The sequence below is a fragment of the Neobacillus sp. S1227 genome (assembly GCF_055385255.1).
In genome coordinates, this window is the sequence record NZ_AP038276.1 from 3377671 (window position 1) to 3395562 (window position 17892).

The 17892-nt window shown below is 38.4% G+C and carries 17 protein-coding genes; 5 read left to right on the plus strand and 12 right to left on the minus strand.

Translation table 11 applies throughout. The features are described from left to right. Positions 1-39 precede the first annotated feature (39 nt). Genes ACZ5AE_RS16865 through ACZ5AE_RS16875 form a run of 3 tightly spaced genes read right to left on the minus strand, consistent with a single transcriptional unit; the run spans position 40 to position 3097 of the window. Positions 40-279 (minus strand): hypothetical protein, encoded by a 240-nt coding sequence (locus ACZ5AE_RS16865; protein ID WP_464565753.1) that lies wholly within the window; start codon positions 277-279, stop codon positions 40-42. Positions 280-299: 20 nt separating this feature from the next. Next, entirely contained in the window at positions 300-1475 is a 1176-nt protein-coding gene (locus ACZ5AE_RS16870) for a Ger(x)C family spore germination protein (RefSeq protein ID WP_464565755.1), read from the minus strand. Positions 1476-1486: 11 nt separating this feature from the next. Further along, complete coding sequence (locus ACZ5AE_RS16875) at positions 1487-3097, minus strand: spore germination protein (protein WP_464565757.1); 1611 nt, start codon at positions 3095-3097, stop codon at positions 1487-1489. A gap of 407 nt (positions 3098-3504) precedes the next feature. Here ACZ5AE_RS16875 and ACZ5AE_RS16880 point away from each other — a divergent pair, with 407 nt between their 5' ends. Beyond that, positions 3505-3642: a hypothetical protein gene (locus tag ACZ5AE_RS16880; protein ID WP_464565759.1), complete on the plus strand. Its 138-nt coding sequence runs from the start codon at positions 3505-3507 to the stop codon at positions 3640-3642. A gap of 173 nt (positions 3643-3815) precedes the next feature. Here the strand turns inward: ACZ5AE_RS16880 and ACZ5AE_RS16885 are convergent, their stop codons facing one another. The 3 genes from ACZ5AE_RS16885 to ACZ5AE_RS16895 all read right to left on the minus strand — a co-directional run bounded on the left by ACZ5AE_RS16885 (position 3816) and on the right by ACZ5AE_RS16895 (position 6832). Further along, positions 3816-4250, minus strand: a complete 435-nt coding sequence (locus ACZ5AE_RS16885; protein WP_464565760.1) for a CBS domain-containing protein — start codon at positions 4248-4250, stop codon at positions 3816-3818. 117 nt (positions 4251-4367) lie between these two features. Continuing rightward, positions 4368-5372, minus strand: a complete 1005-nt coding sequence (locus ACZ5AE_RS16890; protein WP_464565762.1) for a DUF3231 family protein — start codon at positions 5370-5372, stop codon at positions 4368-4370. Between the two features lie 464 nt (positions 5373-5836). Continuing rightward, positions 5837-6832 (minus strand): aldo/keto reductase, encoded by a 996-nt coding sequence (locus tag ACZ5AE_RS16895; RefSeq protein WP_464565764.1) that lies wholly within the window; start codon positions 6830-6832, stop codon positions 5837-5839. A gap of 233 nt (positions 6833-7065) precedes the next feature. On the opposite strand from ACZ5AE_RS16895, the gene ACZ5AE_RS16900 reads away from it, so the two are divergent. The 3 genes from ACZ5AE_RS16900 (at position 7066) to ACZ5AE_RS16910 (ending at position 8770) form a co-directional block, all read left to right on the plus strand. Next, complete coding sequence (locus tag ACZ5AE_RS16900) at positions 7066-7587, plus strand: hypothetical protein (protein WP_464565766.1); 522 nt, start codon at positions 7066-7068, stop codon at positions 7585-7587. A 10-nt stretch (positions 7588-7597) separates the two neighbouring features. After that, positions 7598-8038, plus strand: coding sequence for a glycosyltransferase (locus tag ACZ5AE_RS16905; RefSeq protein ID WP_464565768.1), 441 nt, complete (start codon positions 7598-7600; stop codon positions 8036-8038). Positions 8039-8191: 153 nt separating this feature from the next. Continuing rightward, positions 8192-8770 carry a hypothetical protein gene (locus ACZ5AE_RS16910; RefSeq protein ID WP_464565770.1) on the plus strand — a complete coding sequence of 193 codons (579 nt, stop codon included), beginning with the start codon at positions 8192-8194 and terminating at the stop codon, positions 8768-8770. A gap of 142 nt (positions 8771-8912) precedes the next feature. Here the strand turns inward: ACZ5AE_RS16910 and ACZ5AE_RS16915 are convergent, their stop codons facing one another. Further along, complete coding sequence (locus ACZ5AE_RS16915; RefSeq protein ID WP_464565772.1) at positions 8913-9116, minus strand: zinc ribbon domain-containing protein; 204 nt, start codon at positions 9114-9116, stop codon at positions 8913-8915. Positions 9117-9345: 229 nt separating this feature from the next. Between ACZ5AE_RS16915 and ACZ5AE_RS16920 the strand changes: the two genes are divergently transcribed. Then, entirely contained in the window at positions 9346-9636 is a 291-nt protein-coding gene (locus ACZ5AE_RS16920) for a transposase (protein WP_464565774.1), read from the plus strand. Between the two features lie 744 nt (positions 9637-10380). Here the strand turns inward: ACZ5AE_RS16920 and ACZ5AE_RS16925 are convergent. From ACZ5AE_RS16925 to ACZ5AE_RS16945, 5 genes are all read right to left on the minus strand, one after another. After that, the gene (locus ACZ5AE_RS16925; protein WP_464565776.1) at positions 10381-11358 is read right to left on the minus strand and encodes a M20/M25/M40 family metallo-hydrolase; all 978 of its coding nucleotides are present in this window, start codon (positions 11356-11358) and stop codon (positions 10381-10383) included. Between the two features lie 488 nt (positions 11359-11846). After that, entirely contained in the window at positions 11847-13022 is a 1176-nt protein-coding gene (locus tag ACZ5AE_RS16930; RefSeq protein WP_464565778.1) for a M20 family metallopeptidase, read from the minus strand. 40 nt (positions 13023-13062) lie between these two features. Continuing rightward, on the minus strand, positions 13063-14403 hold the full coding sequence (locus tag ACZ5AE_RS16935; RefSeq protein WP_464565780.1) for a M20/M25/M40 family metallo-hydrolase: 1341 nt from the start codon (positions 14401-14403) through the stop codon (positions 13063-13065). 13 nt (positions 14404-14416) lie between these two features. Beyond that, positions 14417-16219, minus strand: coding sequence for a S9 family peptidase (locus ACZ5AE_RS16940; RefSeq protein WP_464565782.1), 1803 nt, complete (start codon positions 16217-16219; stop codon positions 14417-14419). A 105-nt stretch (positions 16220-16324) separates the two neighbouring features. After that, the gene (locus ACZ5AE_RS16945) at positions 16325-17872 is read right to left on the minus strand and encodes an ABC transporter substrate-binding protein (RefSeq protein ID WP_464565784.1); all 1548 of its coding nucleotides are present in this window, start codon (positions 17870-17872) and stop codon (positions 16325-16327) included. Positions 17873-17892: the final 20 nt, after the last annotated feature.

A 17892-nucleotide genomic window follows, 5' to 3' on the forward strand; every position in this document is an offset into this window, starting at 1 on the left:
CCCTCCTTTCGAATGATTCCCGGATAGTAAATTTCAACTTTATTTGAATTGTTTCATATAGGAGAGATAAGGTTCTGTGATTGGCCGATAAATGTCCGCTAATATTTCAATGGGATTGAGCAAGTTTATACGTAATACCCACGCAATCGTGACTAATACTGCAATGGAAAGGGAAGTAAAAAACACGATGGTCTCTTTTTTTTTCCATTTATTTTTCATGTTTGATTTTTCTATTAAAATTACTAACGCTGTTGCCACTAAAACCGCCACTATTCCCATTTGCTTCTCACCTATTCTATTTATTGAAATGATTCCGAAATCGTTCCCGTTCTTCGAATTTTTACATCAACCTTTACCTCAACATCAAGTTGGGAAAATTCTTCCGCCCAGTTCTTTTTTAACTTTTCCCACCTTTTAGGCTCAGCTCTCTCGATTGCTTCCCCGAAACCAAAAATATCTGATTGCAGCTCTTTAGCTCTTTCTATACTACTAATCATGTTCCTCTCTTTTTCTTTATTGAATTTTTTTTCTAAATCTAGAATCGTTTCTTGCTTTGAGAGCTCGATTGCGCATTCCACATCTGCAATGTTCGCCTCTTGTGTCACCTTTATCTTCATTTTCGGTTTCCCATTAACAAACGTTCCTTTCAATTTGGTTTTACTTCGGATCGTTTCTATGGTAATCGTTCCGCCGTCTTCACACTCGATTAATCCTACCGTACTCTTGATGTTATCGGTAATATAATTAAAGCCTTTACTTTCCTTTTCATTCAGCCATCCCACTAGCTTATCTTGATTAAAAACACCAAGAAAGTCGGTTTTTATTCTTGCAGGTGAATCCACATATTGAACGTTTGCAGATTTGTTACCAATTTCCTTATTGCCCAGTACTTGAAGACCGGTTACAACAGGCTGTTTCCCTTCACTGACCATTGACGCAATCAATTCATCCAACAAGACGATTTTCGTCGGCGCCCAATTTTTCTCTGACGCTTCAATCGAAGAAAAAATTTTATTTGCCGATATTTTCTCTAAAGGAGTTAATACTTTTAGTTGATCTTCCGCTTTCGTTTCTTTAGCAATAGCCATGACAAAGTCTGTTCTCATTTCATGGTCTCTTGATAAAAAGTCCAAAATTTTTTTTATGCCTGCTTTCGCTGCTTCTTCCCCAATAATCACTACTCTTAAATGAGCAAGATAGGGCCTTCGGGGAGTAATCGTTGTCAGCTTTCTGACCGCTTCTGAAATGCTCCTTCCTTCGGCAGCAAAAACGGACATGGCTAAACCGGACCCTCCTTTTTTCTCGATTATTTCCCCCGGGTTAATGATTTGGATGGATACTAAATACCCTTCCTCTGTTTTATCAATACCAAGAGCAGAAGCAATGGCAATATCCGTTAATTCATGCGCGCTCCAACAACTGGTTAAGGTTGTTAAAATAAATAAACAGATAAGTATTGGCACGATTTTCTTCATGTCATCCCCCTTTATGTGTCACTTCCGTTTCTGGGTTTATTTGGAAGTGTAGGACCCGTACTATCCTCTCTTACGATATCCTTTTGGCTGATAAAGCGCGGTCTGGTAGACATCCGCCAATGCGGAACACGAAAAAAAACATCTTTTTGATCGGCCCCAATAAATGGGGCCATCGGTGATAAATAAGGAACTCCAAAAGACCGTATGCTAGATAAATGAGCCACCATGATGATTAACCCAATAATGATCCCGAACAAGCCAAATGAGGCTGCCAATAACATAAAGATAAACCGCAAGATTCTGATTGCAATGGCCATATTATAGGATGGACAGACAAAGCTTGCGATGGCGGTCAAGGATACAATAATGACCATTGCGGCCGAAACAATCCCTGCCTCAACTGCCGCCTGCCCCAATACAAGTGCGCCAACAATCGAGATGGCAGAGCCTACGGCCCGCGGCATTCGTACACCAGCTTCCCTTAGAATTTCGAAGGTAATTTCCATCATAATTGCTTCCACGATCGCCGGAAAGGGGATGCCTTCACGCTGTGAAGCCAAACTAATCAGTAACCGTGTCGGCAGCATTTCCTGATGGAAAGTCGTAACGGCGACATAGGCAGACGGTGTTAATAAAGCCAGGAAAAAACAAAAAAACCTTAAACCTCTCATTAATGTGCTTATATCCGACCGTTGATAATAATCCTCGCTTGATTGAAAAAACTGTACAAATACGGCCGGTGCAATCAATACAAACGGAGTTCCGTCCACCATGATGGCGATCCGGCCTTCCAATAAATCCGCACAGGCTGCGTCGGGACGCTCAGTGTTATAAATTGTAGGAAAAATGGTATAGGTTTCATCTTGGATCATCTCTTCAATATATCCACTTTCCAATATGGCATCAATTTCAATCCGTTTGATTCGATTTCTTACCTCATTTACGATCTTTTCGTTTGCGATATCTTTTATATAAAGGATGGCAATATCGGTTTGCGTTTTTATTCCTACCTGCAAGGTTTCAATCCAAAGGTCCGTATTCTTAATTCTTCTTCTAATAAGAGAAGTATTGGTCCTTAATGTTTCTGAAAAGCTATCCTTTGGACCCCTTACAACAGTCTGAGAAGAGGGTTCCTGTACCCCTCTTCCTTCCATTCCTCTTGAACTCACAGCAATGCCTTTTGAATAACCACCGATTAAAACAATGGTATCCCCTGAGAGCAAATGAGTATAAAGTGATTTCATATCTGAAATTTCCTTAATCTCACTGCTGACCAGATTATAGTCCCTTATTACTGCAAACAAATCAGTACTCTTGATGATTTCCCAGTTAAGTTCAGTCATTCTGATGTCAGTAATTAATGGCCCAATGACAAAATCTTGTACAAATGTTTTATCTGCAAGTCCGTCCGTATAGGCAATGCCTATTTCAATCAAACCATCTTTCCCAGTTTTATATTTTCTCGTCACAATATCTGAACTGTTTCCCATTGTCGTTTTTATGTCATTTAATACAATGGAAACTTCAGCGGGTATAGCTTGTGCTTCAACCTTTATCTTTTCCTCAGCCCAATTAGTCTTTTTCCTTTTATTATTCCGGATTAGGTCGGTTAACTTCTTCATGTCAGAACTCCTGGTAAAATTATTCTTTACTTATTCTTCCACAAATCAATCAATTTCATAAATCTGAGCTAACAGTCTTAAGGCTTTTAAACTTATAAAAAAGGAGTACCTCTCCAAATCGTCGAATAAGTACTCCTATTCAATATTCATGATTAGTCTCCTTTTTCTTTTTTTATTCTTCACTTTCATTACTGGATTTATTTACATTTAATTGATTCATCCATCTAACGATCACTTGTTTGTTTTTTTCAAATAATGTTCTCGAATTTCCGAAAGTGTTTTCCCTGTTTCTTTATGTACTGCAAACACATAGTTTGAATGCAGGAACTGACTCAGCCGACATAAAATCTTCGTTACTGCAGCATACTATATTTATAAAATATTTTAATGAATTGAGGTTTTCGAAAATGGATGAAACAAGAACTACGAATCAAGTAGAAGAAGTAAATAAACACCTTAAAGAAATTCCCGAGGAAGTCGCAGCAAGAAGTATTGAAAATCAGCCGCAAACCGGTAAAAACGAGAAAGCCATCGAACCGTTTTAAGCAGGAACTGATTGGCTATGATATCAATAGAAAGAGAGTATGGGAAATTTCCTATACTCTTTTTTACATTGCTGTATCACTAATGTATGAATAATAAATCACTAATCACTTCTATTATAAAAAAAGTGGCACAGACCCTAGTATCGATCTGTGCTGCTAAAAATATCCTCTTTCTATTGTTGCGGTGCAGAAGGAGTTGAAATACTTTGTAATGCTTCTTCTGCCTCGTTGGCATATTTATTTTGTACCGCTAAATCACCTAAAGCAACCATTCCTACTATTTGGCCATTTTCGACTACCGGCAGTCTGCGAATTTGCTGCTCTGCCATTAAATCTGCTGCCTGATGAACATCCATATCAGGTGTACCTTGTACAATTTGTTGTGCCGTCATAACTTCAGATACTGGTGTTTGTGGATCTTCACCCTGAGCCGTCGTACGAAGGGTAATATCGCGATCTGTTACTATCCCAACAATTTGTTCGTTGTCATTTACTACTGGGATCGCTCCGATATTATATTCGCTCATTAACGCTGCAGCTTCCTGTACGGTTTGTGTTTCGTTAACTGAAACAACATTTGATGTCATGATATCTCTTAATTGTGCCATAAAACTTCCTCCAATCATATTTACCTTAATAGGATAGGAAATATTGGCGATATTATTAATGGAAATTTTTCCAAATATTTTTAAATAAAATGCCTACCGATTTAAGGGCATTTCTAGTTATTTTTGATTTGCAATTTCTGATCTATTAGGTGCAAGCGGAGGCTGTTCTAACCATTTATTTTTCACCATAATATTAAACCAATTGTTTGTAACCATAAGATTTTGTAAAATAGTAGCCTCATAAGTGGTAACTAAGTCTGTTCGCATTGCTGCTGCAAGACCAGCCCCATGATAGGTTTGTGCAGTTTGAAACAAAAATCCCATGTGATACATTAATAATTTATCAGAAAATGGAGAATCAGTTGAAATTGACACTTCAGTTTCCAATGATTTTGGAACTGGTAAGTTATCCGCTTGGAGTATTTTTGCTAATGCCTTTATTTGTCCATCAGCAGTTTTCTCAGATTCAGTTAAAAATTTTCTTACTTCTTTGGATTCCGCCACCTGGCTGAATGCAATAGAAAGAGTTTTAGCAATAACACTTTTTTTCAGGTTAAAAGAAATAAAAATGATTTCTGTAGCAGTTAGGGTTCTTCCCTTCCCAAAAAATCCGTCTTTGAAGTCATTGCTTGAAATATATTTAGGGTGTTCATCTGCGTAAAATAATGGGTCTCTCTGAAAAAGTCCTTTATCAAGCAATAACTCAATCGTTTGGTGATACATCTTTTTCGCATCGTTATCACATGAGTCGTAAAAATCCCTTAAGTCTTTTCGAACAGAAATGCTTAATGCAGTTATATGCCCTAGTAATCCATGTAAAGTCATTACATGTAAATAGTTTAGACAGAATGCATCTGAAAACAATCTCTGTTTGCCTAAATACAAGTCCGATTCATTAAATCCAATTGGAACAGGAAACCCTTCATTCTCAATAAAAGTGATAATTTGTCTCTTTTGTTTTTCGAATGTTTTGAGAGCCTCATTAAAAACCGCTTTTATTCCTTCATCTTCAATAATTGAGTACATATATTTATTTACTACATCTATCGCTGTTCCATTTACATACTCGCCCCACAAAGAACCAATTTCAGAAGATGTCAATTTTAATCTTTCAGTATCCATACTGTCACCTCCCTAGTATTATTTCCTGATTTCAGAAGATATTCTAGTTTTTAATGTGAGAATACGGTTATTATTGACCCAGCTGCAAGCAACCACCCGCTGTCCATCTGGGATTCCAATGCTAATGCTTAGAAAACTTTAGATGGTGAGTACAAAGTGTACGTTGGCAACACTTATTAACTGCTCTAATTAAGACGAAATTTATAGAATTGGTTTATATAATCAGAAAATCTTCCTTTATTTTTAAGGAAATATGGATATTTCCCAATATAAACGGAATTTTACCGTTAATTTTTCAAACACAGTGAAATCAACATTCAGATATAATAGGGCCTTAATCCGATAGCTGCGAATGATCCATGAAAAAAGGCATTAAAAAATGAGGCCAGTCCCACTGTGCGTTAAAGCGTTTGATCAAAGAACAGAGCAGAGTAAAAACGCTACTCCTGAAAAAATTTCATCAATTATAGTGCGCCAACTACCGGATGCGGTACATACGGTTCTTCTAAGTACGCAATTTCTTCCGGTGTTAATGTTACAGATAGAGCACCGACCGCGTCGTCAAGATGGGATAGTTTCGTTGCCCCGATAATAGGTGCTGTTACCGTTTCTTTCTGTAACAACCAAGCAATGGCAACTTGCGAACGAAGGACGCCGTGTTTTTCAGCCAGTTCTGCAACCCGCTCTGCAATTAATCGGTCAGTGCTTGCCGTTGGATTGTACTTTGATTTCTGCGTTTGGTCGGTTTCGGAACGAAGTGTGGTTTCGGACCAATCACGCGTCAATCTGCCTGAAGCAAGTGGGCTATATGGAGTCACCCCAATTTTTTCTTCCTTACAAAGTGGCAGCATCTCCCGTTCCTCTTCACGGTATATGAGGTTGAGGTGGTTCTGCATCGATACAAAACGAGTCCATCCATGTTTCTCTGACACATTCAAAGCCTTTAGAAACTGCCATGCATACATGGCAGAAGCACCAATGTATCTCGCTTTACCTGCTTTCACCACATCATGTAATGCTTCCATTGTCTCTTCGATGGGCGTGTTATAATCCCAACGATGGGTTATATAAAGGTCTATATAATCTGTTCCTATGCGTTTAAGACTTTTATCTATTTCACTCATAATATTCTTTCGGGAGAGGCCTTTCCTGTTCGGACTTATGCTGTTTAAATCTTTACCCGGCGGAAAATAAACCTTTGTGGCAAGGACAATCTCATCCCGGTTGGCAAAATCCTTAAGGGCACGTCCAACAAACTCCTCACTTGTTCCATCTGAATAGACATTCGCTGTATCAAAGAAATTAATACCTAAATCAAGGGCTCTTTTGATGATAGAACGGCTGCTCTCTTCATCAATTACCCAAGGGTGAACCCAACGTCCCTTCTCACCAAAACCCATGCATCCGAGACAAATCCGCGATACATCCAAGCCAGTATTTCCAAGTTTCACATATTCCATTATTTTTTCCTCGCTTTCCAATATCTTGATTTTTAGCTATTTGATACTATATCCAGAAACAAGATGCTAAAAGTTTACAATTGTGACATCCTATGTAGGAATAGTGGAATGGTGGTTCAAGAATGCAATGCCCTACCCACCTCATATTATGGTCGAACAAGTTTGGATATTACTAGAGAGGAATCTTTAAGGATTAATCCATAAATTTATTAAATAAAATACAGGTGGCCAGTATGCATATTTTATTTTTTGCTCCTTATTTTAATCAACCAAGAGGAAATTCTACAACAATAAAGCGGCTTGTTCACTTTTTGCAGCAGGGAAATATTCATACTTCCGTTATCCCATACTTGGAAGAGGATGATTGGCATCGTTCAGAAGCAGATATTTATCATATATTACATGCCACCCGATTTATTCAATGGCAAAAAGAAAACGATTTTATTTTAAATCGCCCCTATCTGGTAACGATGGGAGGAACAGATATTAATGTTGATTTGCAGGCTAACATGAATGATGAAATATTTTCATTTTTAAATGATGCGGCGTTTATTACTGTTTTTACAGATGATGCAAAGGAAAAGGTAAGACGGTTATTCCCTGGATGGACCGATAAGACCATCGTCATTCCCCAAGGGATCTGGCTGCCATGGAATATATTACCCATAAAAGGAGAGATGTTTCCGCGTATCCTTCTTCCTGCCGGATTGCGTCCAGTAAAAGATGTTTTGCATGTTGTTCCAGCACATTCTTGAATACCCAAATATGGAATTCACGATTCTTGGGGCTAAGATAGATGAGAATGTCTATAAAAAGGTACATAGTGAAGCAGAATATCACCATTGGATGAAGTATGCTGGTGTTGTCCCTTATGAGGTAATGAAATTCTGGTACGAACAAGCCCAAATTGTCATAAATACTTCCCTATCTGAGGGTCAGTCGCTTGCCATTATGGAAGCAATGGCATTAGGGCGGCCTGTCATCGCGCGTAAAAATGAAGCTAATATCCAATTGATTCGTCACGAACAAACAGGTTGGCTTTATGAAACAATGGATGAATTTAAAAAGGCCATTAAATCCATTGTATCTGATGTTACCTTACGAGAAAAAGTGATTCAACAAGCAAAAAAATGGATCTGCGAAAACAGTTCACCTGAACAAGAAACCGTTGCTTACATTAATTTATATAAAGAGTTATTAAATTAAGGGCTGCTTATTGGCAGTACCTTATTTTTGTATAAAAATAAGGTGCTTGGCAAATTTAATAACAGGTGATTACTAAGGAAAAATTGGAAATATATAAGGGATTATTCAATAATTCGAGTATCAGTGGTTTTTTGCGTATAAGGGGTTGATCGCATGTCTGTTAAACAATATTGGAAAGAAATAAACAATAAGAATGAGCAGGTTTCATCTTTAATGCATTCTTTTTGGCGTGGGCATTCTGACTGGGGAAACTGGCAGTTCTGGGTCATCCTGCTCTTCTTGCTTGTTCCACTGATTGTACTTCTTATTAAACTTAACCGAAATAGAAGCCTTGAAATTCTGTTCTTTGGCTACACAGTACATATGTTATGGACATATACAGACCTCATGCTTATCAGACAAGGTTATGTAGACCATCATTATTTCCTAACGCCCTTCTTGCCACAAGCTTTAGGAATTACAGCCTCTCTTATCCCTGTTTCCTTTATGTTTGTCTATCAATATTGCCTGAATAAAGATAAACCCTTCATTATTTGGACTACTGTACTAAGTGCCATAATTGCTTTTGTATTTGCACCTATTGAGAAGTGGATGGGTCTCGTTTCCATCTATAAGGGATTTACAATCGTTCATTTATTTTTTATAGATATTATTATTTCAATGATTGCTTACGGCATGACGAAGTTTTTTGTAAGGTTTTATTCGGCAAGACAGTCGAATTTGGACCACTAGAACTTTTTTCTTAAAAATGGTGTCAGCCCCCCAGTTCGTTAAAACTTAGCCACTTTGGGACTGACCCTTGAATTCTGCCTTTAAGATACTTAATGAACATCTTCAATTTAGTTTACATAATAAAATTATAGTTATTATTTAATTACCCAAAGAATAAATCTAATATATTGGACGTTTTAGAAGATTGCTTATTATAGAATTCCGAGTAACCACATTTTTTACAAAACACCACGATAAAGGTATTGTGTTGAATATCTAAGATTTTCGATAAACCAGTTCCCGTCATTGCAACTTCCTTTGTTCCTGCATCTTTGCTTCCACATTTTATACAGCCTTTTTCGGACATATATTTGTTCTCCTTCCACAAATATCCAAATTTGTTTTACTATAATACGAAGACAGCTCGAAAAGGTTTCAGTGGGTTTACAGAGCATTGTCCTGTTGCCACTCGCTTCCCTATTTAGGACAATAAAGAATCCGTTAAAATAAGCTACATAATCTTTACTTTTCCCTTGCAACTTAGTAATGTTTAATGCCCTTTTGTTAAGTAAAGAATGATATGCGAGGTGATACAGATGAAGATGCTTTTAATTATCGGAAGTGTTGTGATCCCCATCTTAATGGTTATACTTCATAAAAAATGGTCTAAATTGAAGGTCTTATTTGATTTAGCGGCAATCTTATCAGCACTTATTTTTGGAAATATTTCTTCGTTCGCTATTTATGACATAATCAAAGATCATAAAGTCTTTATGACCAACATACACGGAGTATTTTTAAATCCCTTTTTCCTTATGACAGGTGCGTATTTAGGAGTGTATTTTCTCTACCTCCTTGAATTAAGAGTAATAAATGATAATAACTAAGCAAGGAGACTGGAATTCTTTATTTCTATCCTATTTATTTCAGTTAACATAATAATATTATTCGATAAACAATGAGTATAATAGCAAAATTGATTTATTAACTTAAGAGCTTTTTCCCAAGAATCTGCCCCAACTTCCTTATTTTTTAACGTTTTTCCTCAAGTTTAATTTATATTCAATACCTTTTATGATGCTTTTTCATGATTGTTAGAAAGAAGAAATGTTGTCTCACACTTTTTAGTAAGCCATTCTCCTTTTTTAAAAGCAGTGTGTTTCTCAATTGAAATCACGCTGCTTTTAGCACGTTTATAGGAAGATTATTTTGAAAATATTTTTAGCGCTACTTCAACTAATGGTTAGTCTCAATATGCAATAAATATTTGTACCTTTTTAGGTTGGGAACCGACTAATAAATATGGAATAAGTGACACAAAAGTGGGAACTTCAAATGAAGTTCCCTATTTTTTAATTTTGATGAAATTGCTATTGGCATATGAAATCCCACACGAAAACGCAAAACCATAATTTTTATTATTGTAAATGCTAATGGACATGTGATTTAAGGTTTGATTTTAACCCTAATTTCCTTAATAAACCTATTAAATGAATAAAAGGGGGAACAAATTCCATTGCTAATTACTCTGCAAAATGGGTTGCTTTTAAATATGGTTTAATAGTTGCCAGTACTCCAAAAGAGAACGGCACACACATTTAGTGAGACAGCCCTTCTATTCTAATATGGAGTTATTTGGAAGTGCTTGTTTTGTCCATAAATTTTAATAGATCAGTTAGTAAAATACTAAAGGTGGACAAATGTTCCTGAATTCTCCCTGGATATGCATTCTCGATAAACTCAAGGGTATCGTTAGGTGTATGCCATACTTCACCATGCTCAACGGTTTGAGTATAGCCATCTAAATCACCAATTTCCCAGTTGGTGGCCTCCAAATATCCGTAAGGGATACCTTTCGCTTTAAATGGTGCATGGTCGCTCCAGTCCCCAGTTGTGCCAGCTGGATAATCAGGGTTCAGTCCTGGATTTGTTTCCACGTTTAGTTTTTTCTTGTGTACGATAGCTAAAGCTTGGTTACGAATGAAGCCAGATTCTCCTTCATCTCCATAAACAAACATTTTATCACCAACAGCAAGGCTGTCCATATTGATCATCCCGACTGTATTAGCGATTTCATCGGATGTCATATGATTGGCATAATAGCTAGAGCCTTTTAATCCTGGTTCTTCTGCTCCAAATGCGATAAATACAATCGAGTAAGGGGTTTTGATATTCTTTAAAACTTCTGCCGTTTCTAATAGGACACCCACGCCTGAAGCATTATCATCAACGCCTCGCCCTACGGAAACTGAATCATAGTGGGCCCCTACGATAATTTGCTTCGTAGATTTACCAGGCTTATAGGCAATTACATTGGAAGATGAAAACTGATTTCCTCTGCTTGTATAAGTAAAATCTTGCACATTCGTCTCAAAGCCAATTCGCTCAAACTGACCTTTAATATATTGTTCTGCTAATCTTTCATTCGGACTACCAGCTGTCCTTGGACCAATTTCATATGCAAGGTATCTCATGTGTTCAAAAGCCATCGCACCATTTTTGTGTGCGAGCGATGGAGGATATGTAACGGTTTGGGCAGAAGCACCCCCAGCAATGGTCATTAATCCAAAAAGTAATGTAACAAAAGACAACATAAATTTACTCTTCACTAAATCACTCCTAATATATGGTTATTTATATAGGATAATAGATTCTTATTAAAGAAACAACAGATATGTATAATTTTTCCTTATAAAAAAACGACAATTCATGAAGTGGCAGTAATGATAGACCTAGATAGTAAATCCAGTTTTGTTTCATACAATTAATGGATATATATTGTTTCAGTAAATGTAAAAGTCATCGTTCAAGGTAAAACTGTTTGCATGCGAATAATGCTAGGGGTCTTGGAGTAATTCTTATTAAACGTGGCTAGTTATCTATGAAGTGGAGTAGGAACCCCCAGAATTAAGATTAGGGATTAAATGGCTTTCTTTTATACCCGTTACAAACAGATATGGCGCAGGAATTCTTCCTGCACCATTCTTCTATCACGATCTATTGATTTAAATTTCTACCAAACTATTTGCGGAAGGATATTTCCCCACCGGTAGACCAACATAAGAATGAGTATCAAGGCCGCTGACTCAAAGGTAGATTATTTTTGTTTTCCCTTAAATAGTGGCATCCGACTCAAATGTGTCAATCTGCTAATGGTTTCTGCCAGCAACGCCGTTCGTTCAGGTAATGATGAAATGTCTAAATACTCATCATCCCTATGGCCGTTCCCGCCTATTGGTCCCAGCCCATCGACAGTTGCGATGCCCATTGAGCTGGTGAAAGAGCCATCTGAACATCCTCCTCTAAATGACTCTTTAATTTCAATCCCCATGTCATTCCCAATGTCCTGCACTAAACCAATCAATTCAATCGATTTCTTGGTCTTCACCATTGGGGGCCGATTTAACTGGCCTGCTAGTTTGATTTTTGTCCCTTTGATGTTAGGCTCAGAGCAAATCTCTTTCATTTTCTGCTCCACTTCATTTATTTGCTCCAGTTTTGTGATCCTTACATCCACTTCAGCTTCCGCAATAGGGGCGATTGTATTGGCGGAAGTTCCTCCTTTTAACAATCCAACATTAACAGTGATGCCTTTCTGATAATCAGTGATTTTATGCAATTTTATCGTTTTATAAGCGATTTCTTCAATCGCACTGCGGCCCTTTTCATGCTCAGACCCTGAATGAGCAGGTACTCCTTCTACTTTAATTTTGTACCTTGCTCCGCCCTTTCGCTGCGTTACAATTGAACCATCTTTCCCCGCAGCCTCCATAATAAGGGCATACTCTTTATCCTTTCCAACCTGTTCGATAAGAGTCCTCGAGTGTCTTGAACCGATTTCTTCGTCACTATTGAGAACAATTTCAACATTCTTATAGGCATCATCTTGCTTCTCAACCAATGTTTTCATGGCAAATAGGACAGAAACCAAGCTTGCTTTCATATCGACGACACCAGGCCCAAAAGCATAATTTCCCTCTATCTTAAAAGGCCGCTTTTCTGCCGTCCCTCTTGGAAAAACAGTATCCATATGGGCGATAATCATCACCTTTGGATTCATGGCATCAGGGTGCCTGATCACCAGATTATTTCCTCGTTCCTCTTGGGGATGGACATGTACCTCAAAACCGATTGATTCATATTCTTTTGATAAAACAGCACCTATCTCATCAATCCCCTGCTTAAAATAACTGCCGCTATCCATATTCACCAGCTTCTCTAAAAGGTTCAGCATGTCCTCCATCTTCCTACTTTCTACCTCTATCAACTTCACCACTCCTAACATTTTATTTCCTATAAAAAGCTAGAATCATTTAAAATTCATGGATGACAAGTGCAGCAAACTTGATTCCTTCGATAAAGTCATTGATATAAATATTCTCATTGGGAGCATGATTTTGAGAGCCAGCATGACCTACTCCGAATCCAACTGCTGGAATATCAAACTTTTGACAAAGGGTATACATCGGGCCGGTTCCTGCCTGTGACCTCATGACTTGCGGCTTTTTTTCGAAAAATTTCTCAGCACTGCTGACCACTTTCTGAACAAGAGGGTCATTCAAATTTGTCAAGGCAGCCCGCTGCCCTTTCAAGCGGACGATTTCAATATCATCAAATCCATGTTTATCCAAGTGTTTCCTTAACAGTTGCAAAATTTCATCAGGATCTTGTTCAGATACTAACCGGAAATCAATTTTTGCTTTTGCCACAGAGGGTAATACCGTTTTTGCACCTTGTTCGGTATACCCTGATTCCATTCCACAAATGGTACAAGTAGGTTGAAAGATTAGTTTTTCTTTCAGATTGAAGCCTGTTAAGTTATTTAAATAGGATTTAAGTCCAAGCTGCTCTAATTCTTCCCTTTCTTTATAATCAATGGACTCTGTTAATTCCTTTTCCTCTGTGGTCATCTTTTGAATCCGATCATAAAAACCGTCTATTAAGATTTCTTCCTGTTCATTCTTCAACGTACTTAATGCCCATACCAATCTCCAAGCAGGGTTTGTGACAATCGCTGCCTTTGCTGAATGCAGATCCACATTTGCCCCTTTTGCATGCAATTCCACATAGAGCATTCCTTTACAACCAAGCGTGATCTGCAGCCTGCCATCTGTACTTTTAAATCCATTTTCCCAAATGCATCCGTCCGTTGTTAATTTATCAGAATGATTTTCGGTAAATTCGGAAAGATGAGGACTGCCAATCTCTTCTTCCCCTTCAATAATAAATTTAATATTGATTGGCAACTCCTTATATACCTGCTGATAAGCATGAATGGCACATATTCTTGAAAGTAACGTCCCTTTGTTATCAGCGGTTCCTCGTGCGAATAATTTTCCGTCCCGAATCTCTGGAGAAAAGGGCGGGCTTTCCCATAATTCAATTGGATCCTCTGGCTGTACATCGTAGTGATTATAAAAGGTAAGGGTTTTTCCTTTACTGGAATCTAGTTCGCCATAAACGATGGGATTGCCCGACATAGATATCTTTTCTACTGAAAAAGATAATCTCTGTAAGTACTGTTCTACTAGAGTAACCGTTTCTTCAATCCCTCGGTTTTGAGCCGCAACACTTGGCTGTCTGCAAATTTCCATTAACCACTCTAGATACATTTCTTTATGGTCTTCAATATATTGATAGATTTCTTCTATCAAAAGAACGCCCCCCTTATTTTGCCATGGTGGATTTTGTTAAATGCTTGATAAAGAATTCGATGGTATTTTGGTGCATCACAATGTGATTGGCTCGTTTTTCTGTCTGATGACCTTCATTATCAAAAACCGTTAGTTCAACTTGTTGACCGCGTGCTTTCATTTCCTTCACAAGTTGCTCTGATTCACTGACTGGTACACGAGTATCATTCAGTCCGTGGAATACCAGCAACGGAACCTTTATTTTATGGGCGTGATGTAAAGGAGCAATTTCATCAAAGAAATCACTGTCTTGATCTAGGAAACCATATTCGCACTCTCTTAGCCTGCGTCTCCATGCTCCTGTATTGGTTAACAAGGTTCTCAGATTCGAGATTCCCACAATATCAACGCCGGCTGCCCATACATCAGGATAGTGAGTAATCGCAGCCAATACCATGAATCCACCATAGCTTCGTCCCATAATGCCAATGTTGTCCGGGTCGACTTGATGGGTATCTATTAAATCTCTGACCAACCATACAAGGTCTTTGACAGAGTCCATTCTTTTACGGGCATCGTCCAGTTGTATATAAGTCCTGCCGTATCCGCTGCTGCCACGGACATTGGGTGCTGCCACCGCAAAGCCTTGACTGGCCAAATACTGAATCACAGGGTTAAATTCTGCTTTCGTCTGTCCCTCCGGTCCACCGTGAACATAAATAACAGCAGGCTTATTTTTTTCATTCCCTTGATTATAGAAAAAGTAAGGAACCTCCAATTGATCGAAAGAGGTAAACGAACATAATTGGGGTTCAACAGAGTGACGGGAAACCGTTTCAGAATCACTGATATACGTTAATCGTGTAACTCTTCGAGAGGATATCGAATATTTCCAGATGTCTCCTGGTAAAGAAGGTGTCTTCAATGAAAAAATAAATTCCTCATTATTCAGCCAGGAGATGGATTCAATCACACCTACAGGAAACCCTGTAATTTCTTCTTTTTTATTCGAATGAGGTTCATACAACCATAGGCGCAAGTAGCCTGCTTCGTTTACGGTTAAGGCAAGTCTTTGTTCATCAGGAGACTTCTTCACTTCTTCAACATCCCATTCAGGCCAATGGACAAGCTTCTTTAATTTATCGGGGGCAGCAAAAGAAAAGCCGCTTAGATAATAGGTTTCTGTTCCAAGATTGGTTAACAAATAACCTCCATCGCCGTTTTTATTCATGACTACATTTTTGTAACCAGCTGCATGGTTGTCATTTCCGATTCGGGTTTTTTTCTGTGTCTTCATATTGAATCGGTAGATTGCATTGTCTAGGTTGGATTCCGTAATGCTGATTAATATATTTTCATTATCGATCCAGCTGAGGACATCGCAATTTCCGTCGTTTTGAAAGACCGTCTTTGATTCCTTCGTTTCAATATCTACGATAAATACATCGAAATAGCCTGGTTGACGGCGGTTGCTCGTATAGGAAACATACTTATTATCTGGTGACCACCCGCCAACATAGTGAAAATGCTCTGGCGATTGAACCAATGGCTCTACCGATGAACTCCCTTCACGGTATAGGTATAACTGCTGTTTTTCATTCCCCTTCCAGTCCATTCCAATGACCGTCATTTTTCCGTTAGGTGCATGATAAATCCCAAGCGTACGCTCTTCCATGCTTACATATGGCACTGGTTTTTGCTCTTGATCAAGAGTCCAAACTTGCGGAAGGCCTGTCAAATTAGAAACAAATGTAAATCTGCCCTTGCCAGGAATGATTTGTGATTTATAGGCTGAAGGTACATGTAAAAAGTCATCCAAGATGTTTTGATTATTCATTATGTTTCCTCCTAATAATTAAGGAATGATGGATATTCCCGTTTAGAGAAATACTCCACCCACTAATCTGGGATAAATGAGAGGAGTATTTCTTTTATGGAGCTTCTATTGTTTCTTTTTTACGTTCCAAGGAATAGCCCCTTGGAAAGCAGTAAAACCTTCAAGTTTGTTGGTGGTAGACATGATGGTTGAATAATGCCCAAATAAAGTAAACGGCAAATAGTCATCCCACATGTAGGTTTGTAATTCTTCCCAGAGTTCTTTTGCTTCTTCTTGTGAAGCTGAAGTTCTAATCTTAGCAAGCAAGTCCGTAATCTTTTGGTCATTGGTCCAGCCAACGTAATCTGGATTCACCACCAGTAACTGTGATGGAGTGGTGACATATCCTGTTCCCACAACCATGATGTCCCAGTTTTCTGGATTCTCCCTTCTTTCGATAAGAGTCGGCCAGTCAAATATTTCTAGCTTCACTTTCATCCCAATTTGTTCCAACTCTTCTTTCATCACAACAGCCGAGTTATACATATAATCGTAATCTCGTGTAGAATACAGGGTGATTTCCTCTCCATTATAACCAGCTTCTTTCAGCTTGGTTTTGGCCGCATCAGGATCGGCAAGATTATAAGACTCTTTTCCTGCATCAGTGTCCCAGTCTACTTGTTCCGTATTCATATAACCAGGACTTAATTTGAATAAATCCTTATTCCCATAGCTTGCAAGCATGATAGCGTTCAAATCTAATGCCGTATTGACAGCATCCCTGATTTTATGGTCCGTGAACAATCCATGCTTTTTGTTGTAGGATACATTTAATGTACCGCCATCAAAAGATACATAGGTTTTTAGATTTTTATCACTTTTCAACTGTTCATAATTGTCATAAGGCATGTAGGTCGCAATATCATACTGGCCCGTTTGGACTCCGGCCATTCTAGTTGACGGGTCCGTTACAATATAATAATAGACTTCATCAACATAGGCCGTTTTTCTTCCGGCAATACCGCTGGGTTCCTCATCGACAGCTGCGTAATCATCAAAGCGTTTTAAACGAATATATTGATCCTGTTTCCATTCAACATATTCGAAAGGACCGGTCCCGATATATTCGGTTACGCCATCTTTTCCAGCAGATTCAATGATTTCCTTTGGCATAATGGCGGGAAATTGACCACGTCCTGCCATAATATCTAACACATCTGAAGCAACCGATTGTAATTTAAGTTCGACGGTATAATCATCCTTCGACTCAAAATTTGCACCGCTTAACAGTAATTTTGCCCGGGATGACTGTTGCAGCCAACGATTCATCGATGCGGTAACATCCTCAGCCTTCATTTCCTTCCCATTATGAAATTTAACACCTTTCCTTAAGTGAAACGTGTAGGTTAAACCATCGTCACTCTTTTCGATTGACTCGGCTAACATCGGAACTGGCTGCTGCTTGGCATTTTGGGTAACCAATGTCTCAAAAATATTTCTGGTTACCTCGAGGGCATTGGTTTGTGTCGTTAAATGAGTGTCTAGCGTTGGAGGCTGGGCATTCAGGGCAATTTTTAAAACTCCTCCTGTTTGGTTAGCAGTTTCAGCTTTTTCCGTCGTTTTACTTGTACGATCACTGCTGCAGCCAGCCAGCAAAACCAATAAAACTACCATGAGAATTGAAAATTTTTTCA

Coding starts and splice junctions, on each gene's coding strand:
- ACZ5AE_RS16915 (WP_464565772.1), bottom strand. CDS start 9,116: ATGTCCGAAAAAGGCTGTATAAAATGTGGAAGCAAAGATGCAGGAACA.
- ACZ5AE_RS16895 (WP_464565764.1), bottom strand. CDS start 6,832: ATGGAATATGTGAAACTTGGAAATACTGGCTTGGATGTATCGCGGATT.
- ACZ5AE_RS16880 (WP_464565759.1), top strand. CDS start 3,505: ATGGATGAAACAAGAACTACGAATCAAGTAGAAGAAGTAAATAAACAC.
- ACZ5AE_RS16890 (WP_464565762.1), bottom strand. CDS start 5,372: ATGGATACTGAAAGATTAAAATTGACATCTTCTGAAATTGGTTCTTTG.
- ACZ5AE_RS16920 (WP_464565774.1), top strand. CDS start 9,346: ATGAAGATGCTTTTAATTATCGGAAGTGTTGTGATCCCCATCTTAATG.
- ACZ5AE_RS16900 (WP_464565766.1), top strand. CDS start 7,066: ATGCATATTTTATTTTTTGCTCCTTATTTTAATCAACCAAGAGGAAAT.
- ACZ5AE_RS16870 (WP_464565755.1), bottom strand. CDS start 1,475: ATGAAGAAAATCGTGCCAATACTTATCTGTTTATTTATTTTAACAACC.
- ACZ5AE_RS16945 (WP_464565784.1), bottom strand. CDS start 17,872: ATGGTAGTTTTATTGGTTTTGCTGGCTGGCTGCAGCAGTGATCGTACA.
- ACZ5AE_RS16905 (WP_464565768.1), top strand. CDS start 7,598: ATGGAATTCACGATTCTTGGGGCTAAGATAGATGAGAATGTCTATAAA.
- ACZ5AE_RS16940 (WP_464565782.1), bottom strand. CDS start 16,219: ATGAATAATCAAAACATCTTGGATGACTTTTTACATGTACCTTCAGCC.
- ACZ5AE_RS16875 (WP_464565757.1), bottom strand. CDS start 3,097: ATGAAGAAGTTAACCGACCTAATCCGGAATAATAAAAGGAAAAAGACT.
- ACZ5AE_RS16865 (WP_464565753.1), bottom strand. CDS start 279: ATGGGAATAGTGGCGGTTTTAGTGGCAACAGCGTTAGTAATTTTAATA.
- ACZ5AE_RS16885 (WP_464565760.1), bottom strand. CDS start 4,250: ATGGCACAATTAAGAGATATCATGACATCAAATGTTGTTTCAGTTAAC.
- ACZ5AE_RS16910 (WP_464565770.1), top strand. CDS start 8,192: ATGTCTGTTAAACAATATTGGAAAGAAATAAACAATAAGAATGAGCAG.